Origin of the sequence: Streptomyces sp. NBC_01474, assembly GCF_035918215.1 — a bacterium.
GTDB classification, from domain to species: domain Bacteria; phylum Actinomycetota; class Actinomycetes; order Streptomycetales; family Streptomycetaceae; genus Streptomyces; species Streptomyces aureus.
The window spans coordinates 9,653,538-9,680,115 of record NZ_CP109449.1; the positions used below are offsets into that span (position 1 = coordinate 9,653,538).

Annotated in this window: 27 protein-coding genes and 1 pseudogene; 14 read left to right on the forward strand and 14 right to left on the reverse strand. The window is 70.1% G+C overall.

Features of this window, described 5'->3' with window-relative positions:
• The first annotated feature begins 31 nt into the window (after positions 1-31).
• Positions 32-238, forward strand: a complete 207-nt coding sequence (locus OG758_RS44140) for a DUF5988 family protein (protein WP_326716236.1) — start codon at positions 32-34, stop codon at positions 236-238.
• 159 nt (positions 239-397) lie between these two features.
• Here the strand turns inward: OG758_RS44140 and OG758_RS44145 are convergent, their stop codons facing one another.
• The 7 genes from OG758_RS44145 to OG758_RS44175 all read right to left on the reverse strand — a co-directional run bounded on the left by OG758_RS44145 (position 398) and on the right by OG758_RS44175 (position 10,438).
• Positions 398-1,381 carry a LacI family DNA-binding transcriptional regulator gene (locus OG758_RS44145; protein WP_326716237.1) on the reverse strand — a complete coding sequence of 328 codons (984 nt, stop codon included), beginning with the start codon at positions 1,379-1,381 and terminating at the stop codon, positions 398-400.
• Positions 1,382-1,528: 147 nt separating this feature from the next.
• Entirely contained in the window at positions 1,529-2,461 is a 933-nt protein-coding gene (locus OG758_RS44150; protein WP_326715055.1) for an ROK family protein, read from the reverse strand.
• Entirely contained in the window at positions 2,455-3,711 is a 1,257-nt protein-coding gene (locus tag OG758_RS44155; RefSeq protein ID WP_326715056.1) for an AGE family epimerase/isomerase, read from the reverse strand. The genes OG758_RS44150 and OG758_RS44155 overlap by 7 nt, the downstream gene beginning before the upstream one ends.
• A 44-nt stretch (positions 3,712-3,755) precedes the next feature.
• On the reverse strand, positions 3,756-5,156 hold the full coding sequence (locus OG758_RS44160; protein WP_326715057.1) for a sugar porter family MFS transporter: 1,401 nt from the start codon (positions 5,154-5,156) through the stop codon (positions 3,756-3,758).
• A gap of 157 nt (positions 5,157-5,313) precedes the next feature.
• Complete coding sequence (locus OG758_RS44165) at positions 5,314-7,032, reverse strand: class I mannose-6-phosphate isomerase (RefSeq protein WP_326715058.1); 1,719 nt, start codon at positions 7,030-7,032, stop codon at positions 5,314-5,316.
• 644 nt (positions 7,033-7,676) lie between these two features.
• The gene (locus tag OG758_RS44170; protein WP_326715059.1) at positions 7,677-9,188 is read right to left on the reverse strand and encodes an amino acid permease; all 1,512 of its coding nucleotides are present in this window, start codon (positions 9,186-9,188) and stop codon (positions 7,677-7,679) included.
• Between the two features lie 41 nt (positions 9,189-9,229).
• On the reverse strand, positions 9,230-10,438 hold the full coding sequence (locus tag OG758_RS44175) for an aminotransferase class V-fold PLP-dependent enzyme (RefSeq protein ID WP_326715060.1): 1,209 nt from the start codon (positions 10,436-10,438) through the stop codon (positions 9,230-9,232).
• A gap of 147 nt (positions 10,439-10,585) precedes the next feature.
• Between OG758_RS44175 and OG758_RS44180 the strand changes: the two genes are divergently transcribed.
• From OG758_RS44180 to msrA, 8 genes are all read left to right on the forward strand, one after another.
• Positions 10,586-11,260 carry a FadR/GntR family transcriptional regulator gene (locus tag OG758_RS44180; protein ID WP_326715061.1) on the forward strand — a complete coding sequence of 225 codons (675 nt, stop codon included), beginning with the start codon at positions 10,586-10,588 and terminating at the stop codon, positions 11,258-11,260.
• Positions 11,261-11,481: 221 nt separating this feature from the next.
• Positions 11,482-12,297, forward strand: a complete 816-nt coding sequence (locus OG758_RS44185) for a phosphotransferase (RefSeq protein WP_326715062.1) — start codon at positions 11,482-11,484, stop codon at positions 12,295-12,297.
• A 461-nt stretch (positions 12,298-12,758) separates the two neighbouring features.
• A complete protein-coding gene (locus tag OG758_RS44190) occupies positions 12,759-13,286 on the forward strand; it encodes a MarR family winged helix-turn-helix transcriptional regulator (RefSeq protein WP_326715063.1) in 528 nt (175 codons plus the stop codon).
• Between the two features lie 65 nt (positions 13,287-13,351).
• Positions 13,352-14,017 (forward strand): SDR family NAD(P)-dependent oxidoreductase, encoded by a 666-nt coding sequence (locus OG758_RS44195; protein WP_326715064.1) that lies wholly within the window; start codon positions 13,352-13,354, stop codon positions 14,015-14,017.
• A gap of 76 nt (positions 14,018-14,093) precedes the next feature.
• Positions 14,094-14,912 carry an SDR family NAD(P)-dependent oxidoreductase gene (locus OG758_RS44200; RefSeq protein WP_326715065.1) on the forward strand — a complete coding sequence of 273 codons (819 nt, stop codon included), beginning with the start codon at positions 14,094-14,096 and terminating at the stop codon, positions 14,910-14,912.
• Positions 14,913-15,390: 478 nt separating this feature from the next.
• Complete coding sequence (locus OG758_RS44205) at positions 15,391-15,966, forward strand: MmyB family transcriptional regulator (protein WP_326715066.1); 576 nt, start codon at positions 15,391-15,393, stop codon at positions 15,964-15,966.
• On the forward strand, positions 15,963-16,100 hold the full coding sequence (locus OG758_RS44210; RefSeq protein WP_326715067.1) for a hypothetical protein: 138 nt from the start codon (positions 15,963-15,965) through the stop codon (positions 16,098-16,100). The genes OG758_RS44205 and OG758_RS44210 overlap by 4 nt, the downstream gene beginning before the upstream one ends.
• A gap of 243 nt (positions 16,101-16,343) precedes the next feature.
• The gene (gene msrA / locus OG758_RS44215; RefSeq protein WP_326715068.1) at positions 16,344-16,856 is read left to right on the forward strand and encodes a peptide-methionine (S)-S-oxide reductase MsrA; all 513 of its coding nucleotides are present in this window, start codon (positions 16,344-16,346) and stop codon (positions 16,854-16,856) included.
• Between the two features lie 154 nt (positions 16,857-17,010).
• Here msrA and OG758_RS44220 read toward each other — a convergent pair whose 3' ends face one another.
• Positions 17,011-17,622, reverse strand: a complete 612-nt coding sequence (locus OG758_RS44220; RefSeq protein WP_442810437.1) for a LysE family translocator — start codon at positions 17,620-17,622, stop codon at positions 17,011-17,013.
• Between the two features lie 137 nt (positions 17,623-17,759).
• On the opposite strand from OG758_RS44220, the gene OG758_RS44225 reads away from it, so the two are divergent.
• A complete protein-coding gene (locus OG758_RS44225; RefSeq protein WP_326715070.1) occupies positions 17,760-18,212 on the forward strand; it encodes an Lrp/AsnC family transcriptional regulator in 453 nt (150 codons plus the stop codon).
• A gap of 51 nt (positions 18,213-18,263) precedes the next feature.
• Here OG758_RS44225 and OG758_RS44230 read toward each other — a convergent pair whose 3' ends face one another.
• The 3 genes and pseudogenes from OG758_RS44230 to OG758_RS44240 all read right to left on the reverse strand — a co-directional run.
• A complete protein-coding gene (locus tag OG758_RS44230; protein WP_326715071.1) occupies positions 18,264-18,716 on the reverse strand; it encodes a flavodoxin family protein in 453 nt (150 codons plus the stop codon).
• A gap of 132 nt (positions 18,717-18,848) precedes the next feature.
• Entirely contained in the window at positions 18,849-19,790 is a 942-nt protein-coding gene (locus OG758_RS44235; RefSeq protein WP_326715072.1) for a hypothetical protein, read from the reverse strand.
• 127 nt (positions 19,791-19,917) lie between these two features.
• Positions 19,918-19,995 (reverse strand): annotated as a pseudogene (locus OG758_RS44240) (TetR/AcrR family transcriptional regulator); the annotation flags it as partial.
• Between the two features lie 855 nt (positions 19,996-20,850).
• Between OG758_RS44240 and OG758_RS44245 the strand changes: the two are divergent.
• Both OG758_RS44245 and tnpB read left to right on the forward strand, forming a co-directional pair.
• Positions 20,851-21,303, forward strand: coding sequence for an IS607 family transposase (locus OG758_RS44245; RefSeq protein ID WP_326715073.1), 453 nt, complete (start codon positions 20,851-20,853; stop codon positions 21,301-21,303).
• Complete coding sequence (gene tnpB / locus OG758_RS44250; RefSeq protein ID WP_326715074.1) at positions 21,300-22,562, forward strand: IS607 family element RNA-guided endonuclease TnpB; 1,263 nt, start codon at positions 21,300-21,302, stop codon at positions 22,560-22,562. Before OG758_RS44245 ends, tnpB begins: the two co-directional genes overlap by 4 nt.
• Positions 22,563-22,943: 381 nt before the next feature.
• Here tnpB and OG758_RS44255 read toward each other — a convergent pair whose 3' ends face one another.
• Both OG758_RS44255 and OG758_RS44260 read right to left on the reverse strand, forming a co-directional pair.
• Positions 22,944-23,489 carry a SpoIIE family protein phosphatase gene (locus tag OG758_RS44255; protein ID WP_326715075.1) on the reverse strand — a complete coding sequence of 182 codons (546 nt, stop codon included), beginning with the start codon at positions 23,487-23,489 and terminating at the stop codon, positions 22,944-22,946.
• A gap of 80 nt (positions 23,490-23,569) precedes the next feature.
• Entirely contained in the window at positions 23,570-24,004 is a 435-nt protein-coding gene (locus tag OG758_RS44260; RefSeq protein ID WP_326715076.1) for a DUF7144 family membrane protein, read from the reverse strand.
• Positions 24,005-24,432: 428 nt separating this feature from the next.
• Between OG758_RS44260 and OG758_RS44265 the strand changes: the two genes are divergently transcribed.
• Positions 24,433-25,314 (forward strand): universal stress protein, encoded by an 882-nt coding sequence (locus tag OG758_RS44265; protein ID WP_326715077.1) that lies wholly within the window; start codon positions 24,433-24,435, stop codon positions 25,312-25,314.
• 187 nt (positions 25,315-25,501) lie between these two features.
• Positions 25,502-25,711, forward strand: a complete 210-nt coding sequence (locus tag OG758_RS44270) for a hypothetical protein (protein ID WP_326715078.1) — start codon at positions 25,502-25,504, stop codon at positions 25,709-25,711.
• Between the two features lie 106 nt (positions 25,712-25,817).
• Here the strand turns inward: OG758_RS44270 and OG758_RS44275 are convergent, their stop codons facing one another.
• Positions 25,818-26,564 (reverse strand): phosphotransferase family protein, encoded by a 747-nt coding sequence (locus OG758_RS44275; RefSeq protein ID WP_326715079.1) that lies wholly within the window; start codon positions 26,562-26,564, stop codon positions 25,818-25,820.
• Positions 26,565-26,578: the final 14 nt, after the last annotated feature.

The window sequence follows — 26,578 nt, forward strand, 5'->3', positions numbered from 1 at the left end:
AGCCGGTCGGGCCTGCGGGGAAGATCTGGTCATGGTCGATGCGATGAAAGCAGTTCTCGAGGGCGGTCCCGACGATCTTCCTGAGCGGATCGTCTCCATCTCCACGCCCGGGAACGACATCAAAGTTCCCTTGCGCGGGGGGTACGAGCACTTCAAGGCCACGACACGTCAGGAAGATACTTCGCAGGGGCTGTTGCCCGTGTACGAGTGGTGGGAGCGCACCGAACTGCCTGGGTAGGCTCTGCGCTCGCAGCGCACGGAACCGTCTGGGGCAGGGCCTGCTCGTAGCGTGCGGTCCGAGGGTGCCAGGTGCCAACCGCCACCCACTTCCGACGCCACCTACGTCTCCCCGGAAGTGGCTTCGGGTCGTGCAGGTGCCGGGCGGTCCTCTGCGAGGTCAGGCGCCCGTGTGGTGCACGATGTGAGTGGGGACGACCGTCCTGCGTGGCGGCTGCCGTGGCGCGGCGGACTTCTCGTCGAGGCGGTCCAGCAGCAGACGTGCTGCGCGGCGCCCTACTTCGTCGGCGTCATAGGCGACGACGGTGACCGGCACATCCAGCAGGTCTGCCATCTCGAAGTCGTCGAACGCGGCAAGCGCGGTACCGCTGCGCAGGCCCCGCACGGCACGGTAGGCGCCGAGGGTGATGCGGTTGTTCGTGCAGAACAGCGCTGTCGGCGCATCCGTGCGGTCGAGGAGTCGGTGCGCCGCGGCCTCCGCCCCGGGGATGTCGTACGCGCCCCTGCTGATCCATTCCTCGCGGGGCGTCAGTCCGGCCTCCTCGTGGGCCGCCCAGTAGCCCCGGAATCGCTCCGCGCCGGTGAAAAGGGCGGGTGGATTGCCGACGAAGCCGATAGAACGGTGGCCGTCGGCGATCAGCCGGGCGGTGGCCGCGTGAGCGCCACCGAAGTCGTCGACGAGGACAGTGTCGGCCTCGATGCCGGCGGGCGGGCGGCCCGCGAGGACGACCGGTGTGGGGCCGAGCACGTCCGGGGCGAGGTGACGTTGCGAGGCGCCGGCCGGGACGACGATCATGCCGTCCACCCGCCGGGACACCAGGTCCTCGACCAACTCCCGCTCACGCTGGACCTGTTCGGCGGTGTTGCCGAGCACGAGACGCAGGCCGTGTTCCTCCGCGACCTGTTCGGCGCCCAGCGCGAGCCGGGAGTAGAAGGGGTTGGCCAGGTTGGTGACGACAAGTCCGATCATGCCGCTGGGCCTGCCGAGACGAAGGTTGCGGGCCACCTCGTTGCGCCGGTAGCCGAGTTCTTCCACCGCCGCGAGCACCTTGGCCCGGGTGGCGGTGCTGACGCGCTCGTCCTCCTTGAGGACGCGAGAGACCGTCATGGCGCTCACCTGGGCCCGCGCGGCGACGTCCCGCATCGTGGGGGGCGTGACGCCGGGGCGGGCCCGACTGCCGGACTGGGGCACTGCGCTTCGCACTCTCTTCGCGTCTCCTGGGCGCGGACACGCCCGCCGATCGAGGCGGGCGGCGGCCCGCGCCCTCATCCTAGGTCCGGCGGACGGGCGTCACGGACTGCCGACGTCACGGATCGTCGTTGTCACGGGCGGCCGTCGCGCCCACCACGCGGCGCCCAGGAGGGGCGCGTCCTGGGGGCGCAGCGCCGTACGCACCGTCAGGCGCCGGGCCGAAGACGTATCGGGCCCCTCGGAGAGACCGATGCGCAGCGGCACCTCGATCAGGTCCCAGGACGCGGCGATCGAGCCGCCCATGACGAGCACCGTGGCCTCGAAGCGGTCGATCCATGGGGCGAGCGTCTCGCCGAGAGCGCGGAAGGCGTGGTCGAGGACCACGCGCGCGTACCGGTCTCCGCCGCGAGCCAGCTCCGCGATGGTGCGCACATCGGGTACGACGTCCGGGTCGTCGAGCGCGGCACGGGCGTATGCGGCGCGGATGCCCCGGCGGGAGACGGTGTCCTCCAACGGGCGGTCCCCGTACGTGAGCAGGTGGGCGCTGCCGTCCTGCGGGACGAGGGGGCCTTCGTTGACGGGCTCACCGTGGTCGACGAACGCGGAGCCGATGCCGCTGCCGAGAGTGACGCACAGGGCGCGCTCGTGCCCGGCCGCGGCTCCGGCGGCGTACTCACCGATACCGAAGGCGTCCGCGTCGTTGAGGAACCGCAGCGCGCCCGGCTCGGGGGTCAGCCGGCGTTGCAACTTGGCGCGGAGGTCGATCCCGTAGAGCGACTCGAACTTGCCGACGCCCTCGAACAGGCCGATCCCCGCCTCGTAGTCGAAGGGCCCCGGCACGGCCACGCCCCACGGCGCTGCGGCCGGGGCGACCAGGCGGGCGGCGGCCCCGGCGACCGCGCCGAGGATCTCGTCGACGCCGCCCTGCGCGGGCAGCGGCGCCCTGACCTGCTCGTGGACCATGCCCCCGTCGAGGTCGACGAGCGCAGCGGTGACGTGTGTGCCGCCGATCTCCAGGACTGGCGTCAGCATGCGATCACCCCCTGGCGGGCCGCCTCGCCGAGGCCGAGGTGCTGCGGGGCGCGGGCGTAGAGCGTGGCCTGGAACGCGTGGTAGAGGTCGGGCTTGCCGTCCCAGGTCGTGGTGGCGGGGTGGCCGTCGGTGTCGAGTTCGTGCCACCAACTGCCGCCCGCCCTGTCCAGGACGTCGCGCGCCGCGTAGTCCCAGAACGAGCGGTACCAGCCTTCGTATGTCGCGTCGCCGGTCGCCCGGTACAGGAAGACGGCCGCGCCGACGGCCTCGGCGGTCGTCCAGTGCATGCGCTGCCGGTTCACCGGCTTCCCTGCGAAGTCGACGCTGTAGACGAAACCGCCGCGTTCGGCGTCCCAGCCCTCGGCCACGGCGCGAGCGAACAGTTGCCGCGCCGCCTGTGTCGTCCACGCCGCCTGGGCGCCCGATGTCTGGGCCCGCACCATGACGAGCAGGCGCGCCCACTCCAACCAGTGGCCCACGAGGGAGCCGCCGGGGCGGAACGGGTCCTCGGGACGGTCGCTGTTGTACGCGAGGTCGGGGCGCCAGTCCGTGTCGAAGTGCTCGGGGACCCGCCACTCGTGAGCCGCTCCGTGCTTACGGATGATCAAGTCGCTGATGCGCAGGGCGCGTTCGCCGAACCGCGCGTCACCGGTGGCCTCGGCGGCGGCCAGGTAAGCCTCCGTGAGGTGCATGTTGCTGTTCTGCCCGCGATAGTCCTCGGGGGTCGTCCACGTCCGGTCGTAGGAGTCGAGCGCCGCTCCCTCTTCCTCTCGCCAGAAACGGCGGTCGATCGTCGCGGCCGCCTCGTCCAGGAGGGCGCGGCCGCCCGGCAGTCCGGCCTGCGTGGCGGTCGCCCCTGCCAGCAGCACGAAGGCGTGCGCGTAACCGGCCTTGGTGGTGTCGGCCGGGGTGGCGTCCGGGTGCACCGCTGCGAACCAGCCGCCGTGCTCGTCGTCGTGGAAGGCCCCCGACAGTGCGGACATTCCGTGCAGCGCCAGGTCGCGGGCGCCCGGTCGGCCCATCAGATGGGCGAGCGCGAAGCAGTGCACGAGGCGGGCACAGGCGTACAGGTCCTGGGGGCGGTCCCGGTCGGGGGTGCCGTCGGCCCGTAGCCAGGAGAAGCCACCGCGCTCGTCGGCGACCGCGCCTTCGAAGAAGACGAGCAGTCGTTCGGACTCGGCGGTCAGCCAGCGATGGTGCAGCGGCGACTCGGTCCAGGCGGGGCCCGCCACGCGGGGGATGTGGTTCAAGGCAGTCGTTTCCTTCTCCGTACAGGATCCTGGGTTCGGGCCGGTCAGCGCATGGCGCGGAACGTGCCCGAACGCAGGGCGCCCTCGATCTCCTCCAGGCTGCGCCCGCGGGTCTCGGGCACGTAGCGGAAGGTGAACAGGAACGCGACCAGGTTCATGAGGGTGAACAGCCAGAACGTGCCCGAGACGCCGAGCGCGCTGGTGAGCGACAGGGTGGTGAGGGACACGATCAGGTCGACGAACCACACGGCGAAGGTGGAGACGCCGACCGCGACGGCCCGCACCTTCCACGGGAACATCTCGGGTCCCGCGAGCCAGACCACGACCGAGAGGCTGCCTCCGTTGCAGGCGATGTAGCCGAGGATGCAGGCGACCACGAGCCAGCGGGCGCCGCCCTGAGGGGCGTGACCGCCCATGAACACCGCGGCCATCACGGCGAGGCAGACGACCGCCCCCGGCAGCAGTACGAGCAGGAGCTTGCGGCGGCCGATCCGGTCGACGAGCCAGATGCCGAGCGCCACCATCAGGAAGTTCACGACACCGACGCCGACCGTCGTGAGCATCGCGGAGGACCGGCCGAAACCGGAGTCGCCGAGGATGGTGGGGGCGTAGTAGATGATCGCGTTGATGCCGGTGATCTGCGAGGCCACGGCGAGACCGATGCCCGCGATCAGAGCCGGGCGCAGCCAGCGGGCCCGCAGGGCGCGCAGCCCGCGCTCGCCCTTCTCGTGAGCGGTGGCCGCCAGCTCGCTCAGCTCGGTGTCGACGGCGGCAGGGTCGGACCTGACCTGGTCGAGAACGGCGCGCGCCGCCTCCGGACCGCGGTGCGTGAACAGCCAGCGCGGGCTCTCCGGGAGCGCGGCCATGCCTGCGAGGAGGACGAGAGCGGGCACCAGGCCGAGGCCGAACATCCAGCGCCAGTTCTCGTCGAGGGCGTAGCCAGCGAGGTAGGCGGCCAGGATGCCGAGCGTGACGGCGAGCTGGAAGGCGACGACGAGCCCACCGCGCTTGGCGGGCGGTGCGATCTCGGCGACGTACAGCGGGACGGCCTGCGAGGCGAGGCCGACGGCCAGGCCGAGTACGAGCCGCGCCAGGCACAGCGTCCACGTCTCCGGTGCGACGGCGGCCGCCAGGGCGCCGACGCCGAAGATGCCGGCGGACCACAGCACGGCCTTGCGGCGGCCGAGGTGTTCGGCGATCCGGCCCGACAGGACGGCGCCGACGATCGCGCCGACGATGATCGCGCTGGTGACGATCTGCTGGCCACCGTCACCGAGCGAGAAGTCGTCGGCGATGGTCGGCAGGGCGCCGGAGATGATGCCGGTGTCGTAGCCGAACAGGAGCCCGCCCAGGGCGCTGACGACGGCGATGGTGACCACGGAACGGCCCGTGGTCGGGGAGGGATCCGCGGCCCGTGGCCGGGTGGGGACGGTGGTACGGCTCATGGCACTGCCTCTTTCCGCGCCTCGACGTTGAGGCGCTGTCCTGGGCAAGGGGGAAGGGGGACGGGCGGACCGGTTGAGCGGAGGTCCGTTTGGTTATCGTTAACATGAGTGGGCGAGGTGACTGGGGCGGAACCCTGCCCACCAGTTGTGGGTGCGGTCAGCTGACGAGCGACTTGACCACGTGTACAGGGCGGTCACCGAGCGGGCGGACCCGGTACGCGCCGACCGCCGCCGGCACGGTCAGCGTCTCCGCGAAGGCCAGGTCGTGCGTGCGGCCGTCGGCCGTCTCGATGACCACGCCCGCGCCCGCCGACACGTTGAGGATGTGGAACCTGCCCTCGGTGTCGTCGCTCGCGCCGTCGGAGCCGGGCTCGACGGTCAGGCGCCTGACCTCGTAGAACATCTCGTTGAGCTGCCCGATGACCTCCTCGCGCCAGCCGGTGCCCTCGCGAAGGGTGCGCGGGTCCTGGATGAGGTCGCGGGTCACGTCCGTGCCCTGCCGGCGGGCGTCGAGGTTGGCGAAGCCGTGCTCGTACGGCAGCGGGCGGGAGTTGCCGGCGGCGTCCTTGCGGAGCCAGTCGTAGAACCGCAGCGAGTACAGGTAGGGCGTGGCGCTGATTTCCAGGACGACGTTGCCCGTGCCGGACGCGTGCGGCGTGCCCGCCGGGATCATGTAGAGGCGGCCGTCCTCGGAGGGGTGCGACTGCACGAAGCGCTCGACGTCCATCTCCTCACCGCGCTCGATGGCGGCCTCGACCTGCTTGCGCATCAGCGCGAGGTCGGCGTCCTGCTGGAGGCCGAGGTGGACGCGGGGGTCGTCGCCCTCGTGGGCGGTGACGTAGTACGTCTCGTGCTGGGTGTACGGCCAGCCGAAGTGGCCGCGCATGTACTCCTCGCGCGGGTGCAGGTGGAGCGAGAGGTTGCCGCCCTCGACGGTGTCCAGGTAGTCGTAGCGGATCGGGAACGAGGTGCCGAACCGAGCGTGCACCTCCCGGCCGAGGAACTCTTCCGGGTGCAGGACGCACAGGAGCTGGAAGGGGAGCTCCACCTGCGCGTCGGCGTCGTCGCCGACGAGCACACCGGCCTCGGGTGCGATCAGCTCGTAGCCGAGCGCGGTGTTTCCGCCCTCGGGCTCGAAGCCGAGTTCGCGCACGGCCCACTGACCGCCCCAGGGCGTGGAGTTGAAGTACGGGCGGGTGCGGACCGGTCCGCGTGCCAGCTCGGCGAGGGTGGCGCGCAGCGCCGTGCCGTCGATCGAGGCGGGGGCGGCGGGGTCCTGGAGGTCGAGCCAGCGGTCGACGCGGGGTGCGAGGGCGTCGCGGTGGGCGTCCGTCATCGGCCAGTCCGCGTAGAACAGGCGGCGGAGGTCGCCGGGTTCACGGTGGCGGCCGAGGTTCACGCCGACCGGCAGCTCGGCCGCGGCGATCGCCGCCTCCGCGTACCGCTTGGGCAGGTCGGCGTACCAGAGCACGTCGTGCCCGACGAGGGCGGCGCCGGGGCCGTGGACGATCAGCACGCCGTCGGCGGGGCGCTCGGCCCGCGGCAGCTCGCTGTAGAGGTCGCAGAGCGGGGACTGGGACAGCGGCAGGTAGTAGCGGTCGGTGTCAGGGGCGCCGGGGGCGTCGCCGGTGCGCTCCAGGACCGTGTCCCAGTCCGCCTCGTGGGTGCGCAGGTCGAGGAGGTGCGCGGTGCGGCCCTGCGCGCTGAACGCGGTGGCGAGATCGCGGGCCGCGGTCGCCCAGTCCAGGGCGGCCGGGCCGTCGACGGCGAGGATCAGCTCACCGGCGGGCAGCGCGGCGGCAGCGGCGGACCAGCCGCGCAACACAGTCCCGTCGACTGCGGAATAGCGGGGGTTGCGGTCGTAGGGGCGGGTCATGGTGGCTCTCCAGAGGGGTTGTCGCAGCAGCGCGGGTCGGGTGCTCCGGGTGGGGAGCGCGCCCTTGACGCATGTTAACGATAACAACGACCTGGGGGTGAGGCCAGAGACATGCAGAGGGGAAGGTCGTGAGGAGGGCCACAGCTCTTGCGCGGCCTCCCGGATTCTGAGCGCTGGGGGGCGCCAGGGCATCCGCAAGGCTCCGGCGCGAGGGTGCTTGTCGGCTCGGCCCGGCCTGATCGCGCGAGGGCCGGCGGCGCGGCGCGCCCGGTGTGCCCTCCGTGGCCGTGCCGTGCTGTGCCGCTCAGCCGGGCAGGCTTGGCGACTGGTCGGCAGGCCGGCTCACCACTGGCAGGGCAGACATGTCTGGAAGGGCTCAGGACAGGTCCTGTCACACGGAATTGGCGCGGCTCAGTCCCTTGAGCGGCCCACCCCCTCGCAGCCCAGTCCCGGGGCCGTGTCGCGCCGTCCAGCACGGAGCGGCTCGAGAACGGCGAGGGACAGTGCCGTCGGCCTTCGGCCGCTCCTCGGCGCCCGAACCGCTGCGCACTGTCCCTCGCCTCACTGTCACGCCAGGACCGGCGCGACCGCTTTATCGACCGGCACAGACCTGGCGCCTTTTGGCCGGCGCCGCGTTGCAGGGCTCACACGCGGCCCGACCGGTCGGGACTGAGTTCCGCGTCCAAGCCTGACGTCGACTCCTTCTCGCCGGTGGCGAAGCGGCTGTTGTGGCGGCCCCAGAGGAAATAGATGGCCAGACCGGCGGCCATCCAGGCCAGGAACCGGGCCCACGTGATCGTCGGAAGGCTGAGGATCAGGACCACGCAGAGCACGGTGCCCAGAACGGGGACGAACGGTACCCAGGGGGTGCGGAAGCCTCGGACCAAGGAGGGTTGGGTGCGCCGGAGGCGTAGGACGCCCAGGCAGACGATGATGAAGGAGAAGAGCATCCCGATATTGCCCAGCTCGGCAAGGTCGTTGATGGGAAGCAGCGCGGTCATGAGCGCCACCGCGATACCCAGGGGCCAGACGATCCGGCGAGGGCTGCGGGTGGTCGGGTGCACGTGCGCGAACCATTCCGGAAGCAGTCGGTCGCGGCTCATGGCCAGGAAGACCCGGGACTGCCCCAGCATCATGATCATGACGACGGTGGTGAGTCCGCAGATCGCGCCCAGCCCGATGATCCGGGTCGCCCAATGCGCGCCCACCGCCTGCAGCGCACCGGTGATGGGCGCGGCGTTGTCGAGCTTCGTGTAGTTCTGCATCCCCGTGACCACCAGCGCGACGGCCACGTAGAGCAGCGCGCACACCGCGACCGTGGCGCTCAGCGCGCGGGGCATGGTGCGGCGCGGGTCGCGGGCCTCCTCCGCGCCGGACGCCATGATGTCGAAGCCGGAATAGGCGCCGAAGATGATGGCCCCGCCCGTGAGTACGCCCGCCGCGCCGAAGCTGGCGTTCAACCCGAGGCCCAGCCTGCTCAGGACCGGCTCCTGCCAGAACCCTCCGCTCTCGGCGGCGGACTTGGCGGCCGGAATGAACGGCGACCAGTTCGCGGCATTGAGGTGCTGCACTCCGATGACCAGGAACAGGGCCACGGCTGCCAGTTTCACCAGCGTCATGGCCATGTTTATCCGCGCGGTGGTGCGGATGCCCGAGGCCAGGATCGCGGTGAGGACGAGTATGACGAGCACCGCGGGAACGTTCACGGTCGCGTTCGGCCCGGCGATGGCTGATGGCAGGTGCACCCCGAAGGTGCCCAGGAAGTCGGTGAAGTACTGGGACCAGCCGGTGGCCACCGCTCCGGCACCCATGGTCATGTCCAGGATCAGATCCCAGCCGATGATCCAGGCGACGAGTTCGCCGAGTGAGACGTAGGCATAGGTGTATGCGCTGCCCGCGACCGGGACCGTACTGGCGAACTCGGTGTAGCACAGCGCGACCAGAAAGGTTGCCACGGCGCCGAGCACGTAGGACAGCACGATGCCCGGCCCTGCGTAGCGGGCGGCGGCGGTGCCGGTGAGGACGAAGATTCCGGCTCCCACGGTGACGCCGATACCCATCAGTGTCATCTGGAGCGGGCCGAGTGCGCGGGTGAGCCGGGTGGTCCCGGCGCCGGCTTCGGCGATGGTGGCTTCGATCGTCTTTCTGCGCGTCATGGCGTCCCTGTGGGGGTGAGGTGGTGCACGGTCGGGGGGCGTCAGATGTGGAGCACGTCGCAGCGGTCGGCGAAGTCCTGGTAGTCGGCGGGGGTGTTGTACAGGTGGGCCGACAGGCGGAGGAACCCGCGGCCGCGCCAGGTGGTGACGGACGTGGCGCAGGCGTGGCGGTCGGCGATGGCGTGCTGCAGGGCGTGTGCGGCGGCCTCGTCGGCGGCGATGCTGTCGGGGAGCGGTACCAGCCGCATGGCGGGAGCTGGTTCAGGCGGGAGCCCGTCGAGGCTGACACCCCAGCGTTCCGCCACGTACTGCTGGGCGTAGTCGGCCAGAGTGGAGATATGGGTCCGTGCCGCGTCCCAGCCGTAGCGGTCCTCGACGAAGTCCAGCGCATGGGGGGCGGCCAGCCAGGCGGACAGGTCCAGTGTGCCTTGCTGGTCGAAGCGCTGCGGGTAGTCGTTCGGGGCGCCCCAGGAGTCGATCGGCGGGAACAGCCGCTGCCGATCGGCGGGATCGGCAGGCTGAGCGACCAGGGCTGCTGTACCGCGCGGGGCGCACGGCCATTTGTGCAGGTTCCCGACCCAGTACGTCCCCTGAAGGCCGGACAGCGGCTCGGCGAGCATGCCGGGTGCGTGCGCGCCGTCGATCAGCAGCGCGATGCCTCGCTCGCGGCAGTCCGCCGCGATCTGCTGAACCGGCATCAGCCGGGCGGTGGCGGAGGTGATGTGGTCCACCACGACCAGGGCCGTACGGTCGTGCGAGTCCACTGCCGCGCGCATCAGCGCCGCGCACTGCTCGGCGTCCGCGGCCAGCGGGATGTGCACGGTGTCGACCTGGGCGCCGGCCCGTGCCGCATGCCGCCGCACCGCCATGTCGACGGCGCCGTAGGCGTGGTCGGTGACCACGATCCGCTCACCCGCGCGCAGCGTCAGCGAGGACAGCACGGCCGTGACGCCCGCGCTCGCGTTGGGGGCCAGCGCCGTCGCCTCTCGCGGTGCGTGCAGCCAGTCGGCGATGGCGCACCGGGCCTGCGCCACACGTGCAGGCAGGTGGCGGAACCACGCGACCGGGTCGCGCTCGGCCTCCTCGCGCAGCGCCTGCTGCCACGTCCCGGTCGCCGACGGCACCGCACCGAAGGACCCGTGATTGAGGTGGCGTACCGCTGGGTCGAGTGACCAGTCGTCCAGTGCCGGGAGACCGTCCGGCCGGAGAACCGGATCGGGTGCGAGGGCACGGAGATCGGCCTGAGGCATAACGAGGCTCCCTCAAAGTTGTCCGATGAGTTCATGGGGCAGTGGGAAAATAGCAGCACAGATACGGGCGACGGAATGGATATGGCACAGAGTCATACGATGACTTTGGAACGATAGGCTGCGCGACGCAGAGAAACGGGGGAGCGGATGACTGCCAAACAGGATGTAGTGGCCCAACTCCGGGCGCTCATCGCCTCAGGCGAGCTGACGCCCGGCCAGAAGCTGCCCGCGGAACCCGCGCTCTGCGATCAGCTCGGAGCCTCCCGCGGCTCACTGCGCGAGGCGGTCCGCGAGCTCGAGGCGCTCGGCGTGCTCCAGGCCCGGCACGGCTCCGGCACCTATGTCTCCCAATTGCGCCCGGCCCAGATGATGCGAGGCTTCGCCGCCACCGTTGACCTGGTCCCGCTGGACGGCCTCCTCGAACTCGTCGAGATCCGCCGCGTCCTGGAGTCCCACGCGGCCGGGCAGGCCGCAGCACGTGCCACTCCCGAACTCGACTCCGAGCTGTCCGAGTTGCTCGCAGCCATGGAGCGCGAGACCGACCACACCGCACTGAGCGACCTGGACGCCCGCTTCCACCAGCGGATCTGCGACGCGGGCGGAAACGAGTCGCTGGCCGCACTGGTCGAGGTGTTCCGCTCGCGCGGCAGCCACTACGACATCTACTCGATCGAGGAGGTCCGCCGGGACAGCGCCAAGGGCCACCGGGCCATCGCGGCGGCGATCACGGCACGCGACCCCATGGCCGCCGCGCTCGCCGCGGGAGCGCACATCACCCACACCCAGGACTGGCTGCGCCGCTTCCGCCCCCGGCCGCACTGACCCTCTCCGAACGGCCGGCACCTCGGATCCCCGACAGCTGCGGACAGATCCGGCCCGCCGCCCCGGGCGTCGGCGCTGCGGCGATTGCGCTCACCGGCCCGGTACACCGCGATCACGAGGAGAGGCGCACAAGTTCGTCGAACACCCCGTGTCGGCACCGAAGTTCGAGCCACAGACCGAGACCGGTCCGCCAAGGCCTGCCTGCCGGTAGCGTGGTAGGCATGATGGCTGAGGAGGAGCCGGCCAACGCGGAATTGCTCGTCGGCGGCATGGCGAACGCGGGAGCAGTCTTTCGCCGGGGTGCTCTGGTGGAACGCCCAGCGCCGCGCGCCGCGCGCGCCTTGCACGTTCACCTCCTCGCGCTGAAAGAGCAGGGCTTTGACGCTGCTCCGACGCCGGTCCGCCTCACTGCGGACGGCCGCGAGCAGTTGACCTTCATCCCTGGCGATGTCGCCCTACCGCCGTTTCCGCGCTGGGTGATGACAGAGACGGCACTGAGATCGGTGGGCAGCCTGCTGCGACGCCTGCACGACGCCAGCGCGGCCATCTCGATCGGCATCGGTGACGGGTGGGCCCGGGACCTGGCCGACCCGGCGGGGGGAACGATGCTGTGCCACAACGACGTCTGCCCGGACAACGTCGTCTTCCGCGACGGCCTGGCATTTGCCCTGATCGATTTCGACATGGCGGCCCCGGGACGCCCTCTGTGGGACGTCGCCATGACTGCCCGCTACTGGGTCCCGATGCTCGATCCCGCATCTGCCGCCACCGTCTATCCGGAGGGCTTGGACGCCCCCGCTCGGCTTCGGATCCTCGCCGACAGCTACGGCCTCTCCCTGCAGGATCGCGCCGAACTCCCCGGCGTCATCGAACAGGCCACCCAGACCTGCCGGGACTTCGTAGCCGACCGCGTAGCCGGCGGTGACCCGGTCTACGTCCGGGCGCTGACTGATCGTGGCGGCTGGGAACGCTGGGACCGCATGCAGGCCTGGCAGTTCGCCCACCGCGAGACGTTCACGAACGCCCTGCTGGGCTGACCAGCTAAGTCTGTCAAAGGCAGGCTCAGCAGTCGGTGCCGAAACCGACTCCCGTTACGACACATGCCAGTTGACGGCAGTCCTCGTCGCAGGTCTACGCCGACCGTGACGCCGCGAGTATCGGGTCCTCGCAGAAGGGTACTCGCGCCAGCGGCTGGAAGGCGTGCGGCCCGAAGCGCCCCCAGGCGACTACTGCGGCGAGCGCCTGGTCCGGTGCCGAAGTCCTCGGCCCAGCCCAGTCCGGAGGTGGCCGGCTGTCTCGGAGTGCGGCTGAACTTCATGGCTCCGGCCAGTAGAAACACGGCTGCCAGTACACCCGCGACGACCCACAAGAAGATGTTCACCGGTCCTCGCCAGTTCATCCAATAGGTTCAAGCGAAGAGTGATCACGACGCGCAGACGCTTCAAGCTAAGAGTAAACAGATTGGAATTTTACTTCATGCTTGGAGTATGTTGGGGGCATGGGAGACGCATCGGACACCACCGAACCGCACTGGCTCGACGACGACGAACGGCAGCACTGGAACGCGTTTGCGTACGTGCTGACGCAGCTGCCGGCCGCGTTGGAAGCGCAGATGCAGCGGGACGCGGGCATCAGCCAGTTCGACTACGTGGTGATGTCCGCGCTGTCGATGGCGCCGGAGCGCACCCTGCGGATGAGCGAGGTCGCCCAGTACGCAGGCGGCACGCTCTCCCGGCTGTCGAACGTGGTCGGCCGGCTGGAGAAGCGCGGCTGGGTACGCCGCCACTCTGACCCTTCCGACGGCCGCTCCACCCTGGCCAGTCTCACCGACGACGGCATGGACAAGGTTGTGGCGGCGGCCCCGGGCCATATCGACGCGGTGCGCCGCCTGATCTTCGACCCGCTGACCAAGGCGCAGCAGCGCCAGCTCGGCGCCGTGTCCCAGCGCATCCTCGGCGCGCTCCAGGCCCCGTGTCCCACCGACTGGCCATCACCTGGCGCCGCCCCCGCCGCCGACCGGGACTGATCGCGCCGCACATCGCTTGTGTTCGCCCGGCCGACCGGGCGGGGCCGCACCCCTAAGGAGTACTTGTGCCCACCATTGCCATCGTCGGAGCCGGCCCGGGTCTGGGCCTTTCGATCGCCAAGGTCTTCGGAGGCCATGGCTTCGACGTCGCCTTGATCTCACGCAACAAGGTCAAGCTGGATGCCCTGGTCGCCGAGCTCGCGGAGGCCGGGATCACCGCTGAAGGATTCCCCGCCGACGTCGCCGACTCCGCCCAGCTCACCAGCGCGCTGGAGGGCACCATCGCGCGCTTCGGCCGGATCGATGTCCTTGAGTTCTCCCCGCACGCGGGCCTGACAATGACATCGCCCAAGGCCGTGACCGTCGACAACCTGCGCCCGCAGATCGACAGCCTCCTCTACGGCGCGGTCGCCGCCGTGCAGGCGGTGCTGCCCGGAATGCTCGAAGCCGGGGCCGGCACCCTGCTGTTCACCACCGGTGGGGGCGCGATCAATCCGTATCCGATGCTCGCCGACGCCAACATCGCCCAGGCGGGGCAGCGCAACTGGGCGGTCAACCTGCACAACTCGCTTGCGGACGAGGGCATTTACGCGGCCAATGTGGCCATCAACCTCATGATCGGCACTCAGGCCCCGGAAGGTGTCCCCTTCCGCGCACCCGACGAGATCGCCCTCGACTACTGGAACCTCCACACCACCCGTGAGCAGGCCGAACACTTCATAGGCGCCTGACCACACCGGCCACGAGCGGTTGCCAGGCCACACCGCGATCGAGTCGGCGGCCGCCCGCCCCTTTCCCCGGAGCGTCATGAAGACCATCCTCATCGCCGGCGGCAACAGCGGCATCGGCCTCCAGGCCGCCCGCGATCTCCTCGCCGACGGCCACCGCGTCGTCCTCATGGGACGTGACCCGCGCAAGGGCGAAGCCGCCCTGGCCTCCTTCGGGAACCACGCCGACCGGGCGTCCTTCGTCGCCGCGGACCTGTCCACCCACGACGGTGTCCGCGATGCCGCCCGTCGCATTCTCGACCGGCACGACGGGATCGATGCCCTCGTGCACTCCACCGGAGTGCTCACTCTCCAGGAGAGCCGCACGACCGACGGACTGCACCCCTTCTTCGCCGTGAACTACCTCAGCCGCTACCACCTCACCCAGCTGCTCCTGCCCGTGCTGCGCCAAGCCGAGCGACCGGTCGTCGTCATGATGACCGCCGCGATCCCGCCGACCGACGACACTGACCTCGCCCGCTTCCCGGAGTTCACCGCCTTCAACTTCGGCCGCGACCGCAAGGCGGTCCAGCTCGGCAATCACCACTACGCCGCTCACCTCACCGGCACCGAACCCGGCCTCGCCGCCGCGGTGGTGAACGCGGGTGCCGCCAAGACCGACATCATGCGCATCGCGCCCTGGTACATGAGAGCCGGCACCAAGATCCTCGGGCCTCTCATTTTCGACTCCGTCGAGACCTCCGCACACAACGTCGTGGAAGCCGTCGGGCGCGACGACTGGCAGACACCGGTCTACTGGGGCAAGCCCGGCCGCTTCGAGCAGCGCACGCCGATCGTGCTCGACACGACCGACACCCGGCGCCTCATGGACGTCTCCCGGACCCTCACCGGCGCCTGACCGCAAGCCGTAGCGTTGCTGCTGGCAGCTCGGCCTGCCTGGGCGGCGGCACTTCCCGTCCCGTGGTTGTGCCGCCCGAAAACGCTTCCCGGGCAGGGCAATCGGACCGGCGGTTCTGTGCCTCGGCGAGGGGCGCGGCCGCGCCCCTCGCCGCTATGACCCTGGAAGTCAGGGATTGACGAGGACCTTGAGGCTCTTGCGGTCGGCCATGTCCTGGTATCCGGCGGGACACCGTCGAGGTTGGTGGTGGCGTCGAAGGCCTTGCCGGGTTCGATGGTGCCGTTGAGGATGTCGGGCATCAGTTCCTCGATGTAGGCGCGGACGGGTGCGGCGCCGCCCGCCACGCGCAGGTTGGGGCGGAAGAGGCTGCCGAAGCCGATCGGTGCCTCCTCGTACTGGGGGACGCCGACGCGGCTGATCACGCCGCCCGGGCGGATCGCCGAGGGCCTGGTCGTAGGCGAAGGGCCACATCAGCGGCGTGTCCGAAGACGTGGTCGAGGCAGTCGCCCAGGCACTCCGGCTGGACGAGGACGAGCGCACCTACCTGTTCGACCTGGCCCGCGCGGCACGGCCCGCACGCCGTACGCCGTCCCGACGCAAGGACGTCGCGGTCCCGCCCCGCATCCAGTGGCTGCTGGATTCCATGACGATGTCCTCGGCCTTCGTGCGTAACGGCCGCCAGGACGTCATCGCCCACAACGCGCCGGCCCGCGCCCTGCACGCGCCGGTGTTCGACAGCGACACCACCGACAAGCACGGCCGCCCCAACATCGCCCGCTACACCTTCCTCGACGCGGGCGCCCAGGAATTCTTCGTCGACTGGGGGGCGGCTGCCGTCGCGACCGGCGGGCTGCTGCGCGCGGAAGCCGGGCGCGAGCCGCATGGCAAGGCTCTGCGCGAGCTCATCGGGGAACTGTCCACGCTCAGTCCCGAGTTCCGCAGCCGGTGGGCCGCGCACGACGTGCGTATCCGTCACGACGGCATCAAGTGGCTGTGGCATCCCGAGGTCGGCGAGCTGGAGCTGAGTTATCAGAGTCCCTGGACCTGCCGATGACGAACCGGACGGTGCACGACCTGACCCTCTGCACCGCCGAACCCGGCACCACCTCCGAAGACCGTCTCAAACTCCTCGCCGGCCTCGCGGCCACCCAGCCCCATCCGGCCCAACCGACCGAGGGGCCTCGCTGAGTCGTGGTCCGGTAGCAGGGGCTGCCGTGACCTCGGGGTCGTGGCCGCCCGGGTTTCACCCTGTGTGCGCGGACACCTGCATTGTGTCGTCGCCGCGTGCGTCTTGGCGGCTCGACCACCCTCCCCAGACCGTGGGTCGCGTGCTCCTTTCCCTTGCGCGGGCCGGAATCCTGCACTCGTGTGACAGCAGGCGGCCATTGAAGTGCGAGGCTTGTTGGAAACACGCAACGAAAGGTGCATGCGATGACTGACGTCGAACAGAGGGCGCTGCTGGCGGGCGGCTGCTTCTGGGGCATGCAGGAACTGATCCGGTCGCTCCCCGGGGTGCTCGACACCCGGGTCGGCTACAGCGGCGACGAGATGCCCAATCCGACGTACCGGAGCCACGGAAACCACGCCGAGTCGATCGAGATCTCCTTCGACCCTGCGGTCACCGACTACCGCACGATCCTGGAGTACTTCTTCCAGATCCACGACCCGACCACGAAGAACCGCCAGGGCAACGACATCGGCGCCAGCTACCGTTCCGCCATCTTCTACCTCGATGACAAGCAGCGGCAGGTCGCGCAGGACACCATCGCCGATGTCGAGGCGTCCGGTCTCTGGCCGGGGCCGGTCGTGACAGAGGTCGTACCGGCGGGCGCGTTCTGGGAGGCCGAACCCGAGCACCAGGACTACCTGCGGCGCTACCCCGACGGCTACACCTGCCACTTTCCCCGTGCCGGCTGGCGACTGCCGAAGCGCGCAGAAGCCTGATCGCTGAGAGGCGGCGAGGCTGCGGTGCCGGCCTCGCCGCCGCCCTTACGCACTCTGGGCTCGGCACTGAGCCGAGGTTCCCTCAGTGCTGCGACGGACCAGACCTTCACGGATCAGGCGCCGAACCGGACCCGGAGAGGCCGGCATCGTCGGACTAGGGGAGGAGCCGTTCGGCCAGGAGCAGGGCACCGATCGCGATCATCGCGGCGCCTGAGCAGCGGGACACGGCTGTGGCCACGGCCGGGCGCGTCCGCAGAACTCTGCGCGCGGTGGCGCCCACGCCCACGTACACCACGGCGCAGTTGGCTGTGTGCACCAGGCCCAGCACGGCGATCTGAGCTGCGAACGGCATGCCCGCGCCACGAGCGACGAACTGTGGCAGGAGGGCCAGGAACAGCAGCAGTGCCTTCGGGTTGAGTCCGCTGATGCCCGCGCCCTTGGCCGCCCGCCCCACCCATGAGGCGGTGTACGCATCCTCGGTCGCCTGCGGCGTCGAGGGGGAGGTCACGGTGGTGATCCCGAGCCAGACCAGGTAGACCGCCCCGACGGCCGTCAGCGCCGTCAGTACCAGCGGCGAGCGCGACACGAGCGCGGCCACCCCGGCCGCGACCACGAGGGTCAGCACCACATATCCGGCCAGCAGCCCGCCCACGGCGGGCACGATCGTCCGGTGGCGAAGGCCGGCCGAGATCGCGTAGGCCCAGTCCGCACCCGGGACGAGTACCAGCAGCAGCGACACCGCCCAGAACGCCGTGACACCGGCCATCGCCATGTTCTCACCTCACTCACCGCAGCCGGGTCGCACGAGGCCCCGGCTTCCTGAGGGGAAGGCTAGGCGGGTTTCCCCGGAAGATGCTTCCAACCTTTTCTCCGGGGGCGCCACCCTGTGGAAGAATCTTCCCCATGGATTACGTGGATCGGAAAATCCTTGCCGAGCTGCAGCAGGATGGCCGTCTCACCCTCACCGAACTCGCCGAGCGGGTCCGCCTGAGCGTGTCTCCCTGCCATCGCCGCCTTCGCGCCCTGGAACGCTCGGGCGCGATCGCCGGATACCACGCCCGGCTCGACGCCGCTGCTCTCGGCCTGACCTTCGAGTCACTGGTCTTCGTCACCATGCGCTATGAGGACCGTGAAACCGTCGCGGCGTTCGAGAAGGCCGTCGCCGACATCCCCAATGTCCTCCAGGCCCAGCGTCTCTTCGGCGACCCCGACTTCCTCCTGCGCGTCGTGACTCGCGACCTGGAGGCATTTCGACACCTCTACGACGAACGTCTCGCCACTCTGCCCGGTGTCCAGCGCCTCAGCTCCACCCTTGTCATGGCGAGCATCGTCGAAGCGCGCTCCTTGCCTCTGTGATCACCGAGGCAGGTCGAGGGGGCCATGGCGGGCGCCCGCTCGCCGGCCGGTTCACTCCATCAAGCCGGCGGCGATGGTGGCCCCGAGTTCCCAGCAGGCCTCGACGTCGGCCTTGCTCGGCTCACCGGTGACGGTCACGGTCTCGGCCGCACGCCGCCAGCCGAGACCCGTCGTGATCGAGTCGATGCCCCGCACCGCGCCGGTGACGTCGTTCCCGCCGTGTACGTAGTAGCCGAAGGGCCGGCCGCGCGTCGTGTCCAGGCAGGGGTAGTAGACCTGGTCGAAGAAGTGCTTGAGGGCGCCGGACATATAGCCGAGGTTCGCCGGTGTGCCGACCACATATCCGTCGGCGGCGAGCACATCCGACGCCGTGGCCGACAGCGCGGCTCTTCGCACGACCTGTACGTTCTCGATCTCGGGCGCTGTCGCACCGGAGACGACGGCCTCGAACAGCGCCTGGCAGTTGGGCGACGGCGTGTGATGGACGATCAGCAAGGTGGCCACACCCCGAACCATGCCGGGCCGCCGCCCCCGGCTGCAACCGACGCCACAGCAGGCGGGCGCGGCAGGGCTCACTCGAAGGCCGCTTTCTGCATGCGGAGCAGGTGCTGCCAAGGAGCCGGCCGCACTGGCGCTTCATTTACGGAGGTACCTGGCCGCCATCGTGTGGAATACCTCCTTCGGTTCCCAGCGGGTCTCGTCGAGCATCCGGACGACGCCGTAGGAGCCGAGGTCCTGCTCCCCGGGCCTGCTGTAACCGGCGAAGGTGAACCAGAGCGCGGTGTCCACGCCTTCCTCCTCGAAGACGTCCAGCAGCTCGGTGAAGTAGCGCACCTGCTCGTCCTCGTCCGCCACCGCGTCGTCGGGCACCTGCCAGGCCATGCCGCCACGCTCTCCCGCGCCCCGGTATGCGCAGGTTCCGTACTCGGTCACCGCGACGGGCTTGCCGTGGGCGAGGTGCCCACGCAGCTCCTCCCGGAAACTGTCGGCGTTGTAGGCGGCCCGGTAGGCGTCGATGCCGACGAGGTCGAACGGACGCCAGTCGACGAACTCCCAGGGCGCGGAGGCGTACGTGACGCGCCCGCCGAAGTGCGTGCGGGTGGTCGTGACGGCCTGGGCGAGGAAATCGTTGAGGCGCTCCTGCACCGGACCGAGGGAGGACCACCAGCCCATGTCGGCGGCCGCAATGGCCCCCAGGCGATCGCCGTAGGTATCACCCGGGATGAAACCGCCGTAGAACGCGCTGATCTCGCAGCCCGCAACGAACACCACCTCGGCGCCGGCCTCCCGTACGGCTTCGGCCCGACGGGCGCAGTCGGCGAAGAACGGGATCAACCGGTCTGGGGCAAGGTCGACGGGGAAGGGGGCGAACCAGACCTCGAGGCCGGCGTCTGCGGCGTGCCGGGCAGCGATGCTCAGCCGTTCAGACTCTCGCCCGGAGATACGAACGGCGTCACAGTGGAGATCCCCGGAGATCACCGCCATGTCGTGCCGGACCGTCTCAGGTACGAAGCTCTTGCGGGAGAGTTCTTCCCCAGGAAGGAACCCGGTGTCGTAGTTGATGCCCCGTGCGCGCACCTCGTTGTCCCTTCACGTAGCCGATGCGTGTCACAGCCAGTCAACGGTGCGCCAAGTGTCGTTGGCCAGAGGGGGAACGTCAGGAGATCCCGGCCTCGATCCGGGCGAGTTGGGCGGCGAGGATCTCTTAGAAGGCGGCGCGGCGGTCAGCCCTCAGAGGCCGGACGTCGCGGGCGAAGTGGGCCAGGGCGGGGAGACCTTCGGGGCACGTGGTGCAACTGGGCGCTGGCGGTGCCGAAGCGGCGGTCGCCCACGCGTTCCTCGACCCCGGTGTCCCACGCCTGTCGATAGCCGACCCCTGTGCCGACCGTGCCCACGAGCTGGCGAAGGACCTGAACGAAGCCGCTGGTGCGAACTGGGCCGAGGGGTTCACGGCGGAGGAAGCGGAGGCCAGGACGCAAGAGGCCGACGGTCTCGTCAACGCCTCGCCCATCGGCACCGAACACCACCCTCGTCTCCCTCTGGACCAACAGGCGTTGCATGCGGGCCTTTGGGTGGCAGACGTCAACCATCACCCGCTCCGGACGCCCGCTCCTGCGTGCGGCCAGTGCCCTGGGGTGCCCAGATCTGCACGGCGGAGGGATGGTGGTCCACCAGGCAGCCGCCTAGTTTCGCCTCTTCATCAAACTGGAGCCCAAGGCATCTCACATGCTCGCGGACTTCGCCGACCTGACCTATCAAGCGGGAGACCGCGTACGCGGGTCGCTCGTTCGATGACGTCGCGCAGGCGCTGATGCAACTCCTGCTCGATGGTGAGGAGTCGACGGTCAGGCGCCTGCTGCGAGCGCGCCGGCCCTGAGAAGGTGGAGTCGGTGAGGGGAGTTCTCCTCCGGCGCCGCGCGGTCGCCGGTACGACCGCCGCTGAACGATCTGGCTGGACCTACGGAAGAACTTGCCGGCCCGACATACCCGCTCGGGCGCCAGCAGGTCGGCCCCGAGCTGGTCGATCAGGGTGCGCGGGCCTGCGGTTGCGATGGGCCGGATGCGATCGGCGAGGGCTCACAACTGCTGCTGGCTAGATCAGTAGGTCTCAGTGTTTCTCGGCTGTTATTTTGATCGAGTGAGGCTTTCCGAGTGGGCGGCGCGCAATGGTGTGCACTACCAGACCGCGTGGACGCGGGCGAAAGAGGGCCGTATGCCGGTCCCGGTGCGCCAGACACCGTCCGGGACGTGGCTGGTCGACGGCCCTTCCGTGGAGGCATCTGGACGGGTGGTGGCGTACTGCTGCGTGTCCTTGGCTGATCAGAAGCCGGACCTTGACCGGCAGGTCGCGCGTGTGGTCCAAGGAGTTACCGGGCTTGGGTTGCCGGTCACGGAGGTTGTGACCGAGGTGGGTTCGGGGCTCAGCGGGCGGCGGCTGGTCGTCCTTGACCCCGCCGAGAGCGCCGATGACCTGGTGCGCGACGTCACCGAGGTGTTGACGTCGATGTGTGCGCGCCTGTACGGGCGGCGGGGGGCGAAGAAGCGTGCCGCTCGCGCGGTGGTCGTGGCGGTCGGTGAGGCTGCCGGGTGAAGAAGTTCCGGCCGCAGTCCGGGTTCGTGGTTAAGGCGTACCGGTTCGCTCTGGACCCGAACGCTGCCCAGGAGCGGGCACTGCACTCGCACTGTGGTGCGGCACGGGCCGCCTACAACTGGGCGGTTGCCTGGATCGAGGCGTCGTGGTGGCAGCGCAAGGCCGAGTCCACCTACGGCATCCCGCAGGAGCAGTTGACCCAGTGGCGGCCGTGGTCGTTGCCCGCGCTGCGCAAGGCGTTCAACGCGGTCAAGCACACCGACCCGAGGTTTGCCGCCTGGTGGCAGGACAACTCCAAGGAGGCGTACAACACCGGCCTGGCGAACGCCGCCGCTGCGTTCGACAACTACGCCAGGTCCAGGCAGGGCCGGCGCCGTGGCCGGGCGATGGGACTCCCGCGTTTCAAGTCGAAGCGGAAGGCGCGCCTGTCCTGCCGGTTCACCACCGGCACCATCCGTGCCGACGCCGACGGCCGGCACGTCACGCTGCCCCGGCTCGGCACACTGCGCACCCACGAGCCCACGGTGAAACTCCTCGCGCGCGTTCAGGCCGGGACGGCCCGGATCCTGTCGGCGACCGTCCGGCACGAGCGCGGGCGCTGGTTCGTCTCCTTCCAGGTAGAGGTGAAGCGTGACCTGGTGCGTGTCGCCCGGCCCGGCGTGGCGGTCGGGATCGACCTCGGCGTGAAGACCCTCGCGGTGATGGCCGACAGTGCCGGAGCGATCCGCGAAGTAGCCAATCCGAGGCACCTGGACACTGCGTTGAAGCAGTTGCGCCACGCCTCCCGCGTCGTCTCCCGACGCCAGGGACCCGACCGGCGTATCGGGCACAAGCCCTCGAAGCGGTGGGATAAAGCCAACGCCCAGCGGAACAAGGTCCACCACCGGGTGGCGAACCTCCGCGAAGACGCCCTGCACAAACTCACCACGAGCATTGCGGCCGAGTACGGCACCGTCGTCGTCGAAGACCTCAACGTCGCCGGGATGCTCCGCAACCGGCGCCTTGCCCGCCGGATCGCCGACGCCGGGTTCGGCGAGATCCGCCGCCAGCTCGAGTACAAGACCCGCCGGCGCCACGCCACCCGCCTCGTGGTCGCCGACCGCTGGTACCCCTCCTCGAAGACCTGTTCCGGGTGCGGCGCGGCGAAAGCCAAGCTGCCGCTGCACCTGCGGACCTACCACTGCGACGCCTGCGGCCTGGTCATCGACCGGGACACAATGCGGCCCGCAACCTCGCAGCCCTCGCGGCAGCCGCAGTAACTGGTACCGGAGTGGCCGGAGACCAGGACACCACCCAGGTGTCGAAGCCTCGTGGAGCCGACCATAAGACCCGCGCCACCCGTCCCGGCCACACGGCCGGGACGGGGCGGGCAGGTGGCGCAACCCTGCCGCATCAACGGCAGACGGAAACGAGAGACCGTACTCAAGCCGAAGCCCTCACGCTTTAGTGATGAGACGGACCTTCCGGGCCGCAATGCCCGGAATGCTGACAGCCACCGAGGCTCTCAGCAACGGTAGAAGACACCGTCGCCCCGCCGCCCCCGACCCCGCCCCCCGCCCCCGTCCCCCGTCCGTGCGTGTCCGTCCCGTCACGTCGTCGTCGCGACGCGCGACGACGACGAACGATATTGCGGGCTTCACTCACGCCGTCCGTGTACAGCAACAGACTGTCCCCGGCGCGGAACGGGACGACGTCGACGTGATCTCCGTCGCCGAGCAGCGCCGAGAGATTGAAGGGCGGAGACGCAGCGGTGGCGGATGCCCGCAGGTGAGGAGGCGAAGGACGGCGGCGTCCTCGGGGACCTCCGCGAGCAGTCCGGTGGCGAAGCGTTCCTCGACATCGCCGCTCTGAGCGGAGTAGCGCTGGATGCTCTTCTCGAGGCGGGCGGCCAGGGTGGGCAGATCGGGTGCGTCGTGGACCGCTTCGCGGCCGCGAGGGCCGGTGGACCTACCAGGAACCGATTGAACGGCCAGCTTTCCGGGGTGAACAGGTCCACGATGACGGCTGCGGGAATCAGGGCAAGCGACGCCAGGCGCACCACGGTGAAGCCGAGACCGGCAGCAGGACGGCGGGCTGCCCGGTCGGTCGTCCACCGGGAGCGATGCGGGCGTCGACGGTTCACGGCATCCTGGCAATTTTTTCGGTCTCAGGCTGTGGCATGGCGGCTTACCACCATCGTGCCCCATTGGTCACATGCAGGATGGCCCGGACGACGCCGCCACACCACCACCCGCCCCGGGCCCGCCCTGTATGCAGCCGCCTGGGTTCACCGACCGGCGTTGGTTGTGGGAGAGAGCCTGGTCAGCGACCACACGATGAGGAGATCGAGGGCCATGATGGTGATGGCCCAAGCGGGGTAGTACGGAATGAACATGAATTGGGTGATCAGGCTGATCGCCGCCACGGCGATTCCGGCCCCGCGCCCCCAGGTCTTGCCGGCCGCAACCCCTAGGCCGGCGACGACGAGGGCCACGCCGATCCACAGATGAATCCAGCCCCACGCGGTCAGATCAAACCGGTAGGCGTACCGGGACGACGACGCGAACACGGTGTCGTTTGCGATGCCGGATGCGCCCATCAGAATGCTTAGCGGCCCGCTCACGTTCAGGGCCACCACGGCGAACAGGGTCGCTCCGGTGATGATTTCGCTGCTGCCGGGGCCCTCCGGCCCTCGCGGCACCTTGTTGGGCATTGCTGCCATGCCGTGGCCTTCCTGTCCGGCGCGGCGACTGAGGACCCGCCTGTGCGAGGCCGGCCGCGCTCCTGTGCCATCTTCACCTCAGTCCTGCGGCGTCGCGACTGCAATCCGTCATGCGCGGACCTCGGGCTCCTACCGCAGGTGCTCGGCTTTGGGCGGAAGCCGGAGCGGCCAACGCAGGCGTAGACGGCTCGGGCTCTTCGACCTTGGCGAGTAGGTGGCGGACCGTGGCGGCGGAGGCGCCTGCCTTGGCCCTTGCCGACGTGTCGCGTGGTGACGACGCGGTTCCGGGTGGTCTCTGGGTGTGGACGCCGTCGCGCATTCCGCAATGTGGGCGGTGGGTGCCATGCGCTGCCGCCCAGTCCTGTGGCAGGGACGCGTCGGCGGGGTCAGGCTGGGAGCAGGAGGCCGAGTCAATCAAGGGAGGCGCCGTGGGCAACCTGGTCGTCGCGGGGGTGGATGGTTCGCCGTCCGGCCTCGCAGCGGTGGAGGTGGCGGCTCGAGAAGCGCGATGGCGGCGTGCCGAGCTTCGAGTCGTGTATGCCCTCTGGCCAGTGATCACGCCCGGGCCCGTGCCGATGGCCGCTGTGCCCTTTAGCCCACTCGAGGGAGTGTTGCCGGACGAGGTCGAGAGCGCGCTGACCGCGGCGCTGCATCGTGCCGCCAGCGTGGCGCCTCAGGTGGAGATCACCCATGACGTGGTGGCCGGCGAGGCGCTGACGGTGCTGGAGGCTCAGTCGCGTGATGCGGATCTGGTGGTCGTCGGATCCCGGGGCAGGGGAGGCTTCGTCGGGATGCTGCTGGGATCGACGGCGGTCTACCTGACTGCCCACGGCCACTGTCCGGTGATGGTGGTGCGCGGGGAACCGGACGCCGCCGGGCCGATCGTGCTGGGCGTCGACGGGGCGCGGGCCGGCGAGGAAGCGGTCGATTTCGCGTTCGCCGAGGCCGCGCTGAGGGGTGCTGAAATCGTCGCCCTGCACGCATGGACGCCGGACAACGTGCCCCTGCCGCTGGCTCCGCCGCAGTTGGCGGACGTGCCCCAGGCGGGCGCAGTCGCCGAGAACGAGGAACGTCTGTTGGCTCAGGCGCTCGCGGGTCGTCAGGAGAAGTATCCGCAGGTCTCGGTCAAGCACGAACTGGTGCTCGGCGTGACCCACGAGGCGCTGATCGAGGCGAGCAGGACCGCCCAGCTCGTTGTCGTCGGGGCCAGGGGGCGGGGTGGCTTCACCGGGTTGCTCCTGGGATCGGTCAGCCAGGCACTGCTGCAACAGGCTCACTGCCCTGTCACCGTCGTCCGCGGCAAGGGGTGACGCGTTTTCCGACAGCGACCCGGGACTTCAAAGTCCCGGGGCTTGCACAACTGGCGCCACTGGCTGTGGTGCTGGGTTTGCGTCCTGTCCCGGACCGGATTTCTGCTGTGTCCGTTCCCGCGGCCCGTACAGCGCCGGCGCGGCCGGCCACTGCGCCGCCCCAGGTATCTGTACGCCGACCGCGGCTATGACCACTAAGGTCCACCGGTTCCAGATCACGACGCACCTCGCCCGGCGCGGCACCGGGCGCGGCTCCGGCATTGGCGTGTACCGCTGGGTCGTGGGAGGAGCGATCACGCTGCTGCACTGGTTCCGCCGCCTGCGCATCCGCTGGGAGATCCGCGACGACATCCACCGCGCGTTCGTCACCCTCGGCCGTACCGTCATCCGCTGGTGACGACTGCGCACCGCACTGTGTCGAGCGTTAGGGCAGGCGATGCGCCCCAGGGGATGGCCTGCTCGATGCGTCAGAACGCATTCGTAGTCTTCGGGCCCGCGCAGCCTCACATCCGGGATCTCAGCACGTCGACCTCACAGCCCGGCGCGAACGGGTCGAAGCCGTGCTCGATCAGCCAGCGAACCACCAGCAGGCTGCGCAACGACCACCAGGCCTGGATCACGTCGAGGTCGACGTCGGTGCCATAGCCGGCGACGACGTCGTCGAGGTGCTCCTCGTGTCCGAGCGTGAAGGTGGCGAGGTCGTACAGGGCATCACCCTGGCCCGCCTCGGACCAGTCGATGATGCCCGTGACCTCGCCGCCGTCGACGAAGACGTGCGCGATCTGCAGGTCGCCGTGCGTGAACGCCGGAGTCCACGGCCGGAGCGCGGCCTCGGCGACCTGGCGGTTGCGGGTGACCAGGTCGACAGGCAGGAGGCCGTTCGTCACGAGTAACGCGCACTCGTCGTCGAGTTCCGCCGCCAGCGCGGCGATGCTCCGGCCGGCCCGGCCGGGCCGGGGCGGCAGCGGCGCGTCGTGCAGCTTCCTGATGGCGGCGCCCGCCGCGGCCCACCCCGCCGACGACCCGGTCGACGGCCCGCCGAGGCGCCCGAGCGTCGTCCCCGGGAGCGCGGCGATCGCGAGCACGGGCGGCTTGCGCCACAGGACTTCCGGGGTCGGGACCGGCGCGAGGGACATCGCCTCGACCTCGACGTCGATGCGCGCCTGATCGGCGTCCACCTTCAGGAACACGTCGCCGACGCGCAGGGTCGCGCGCTCGGAATGGGCGACGACGACTTTGACCTCATCCATGGGCGACCAGTATC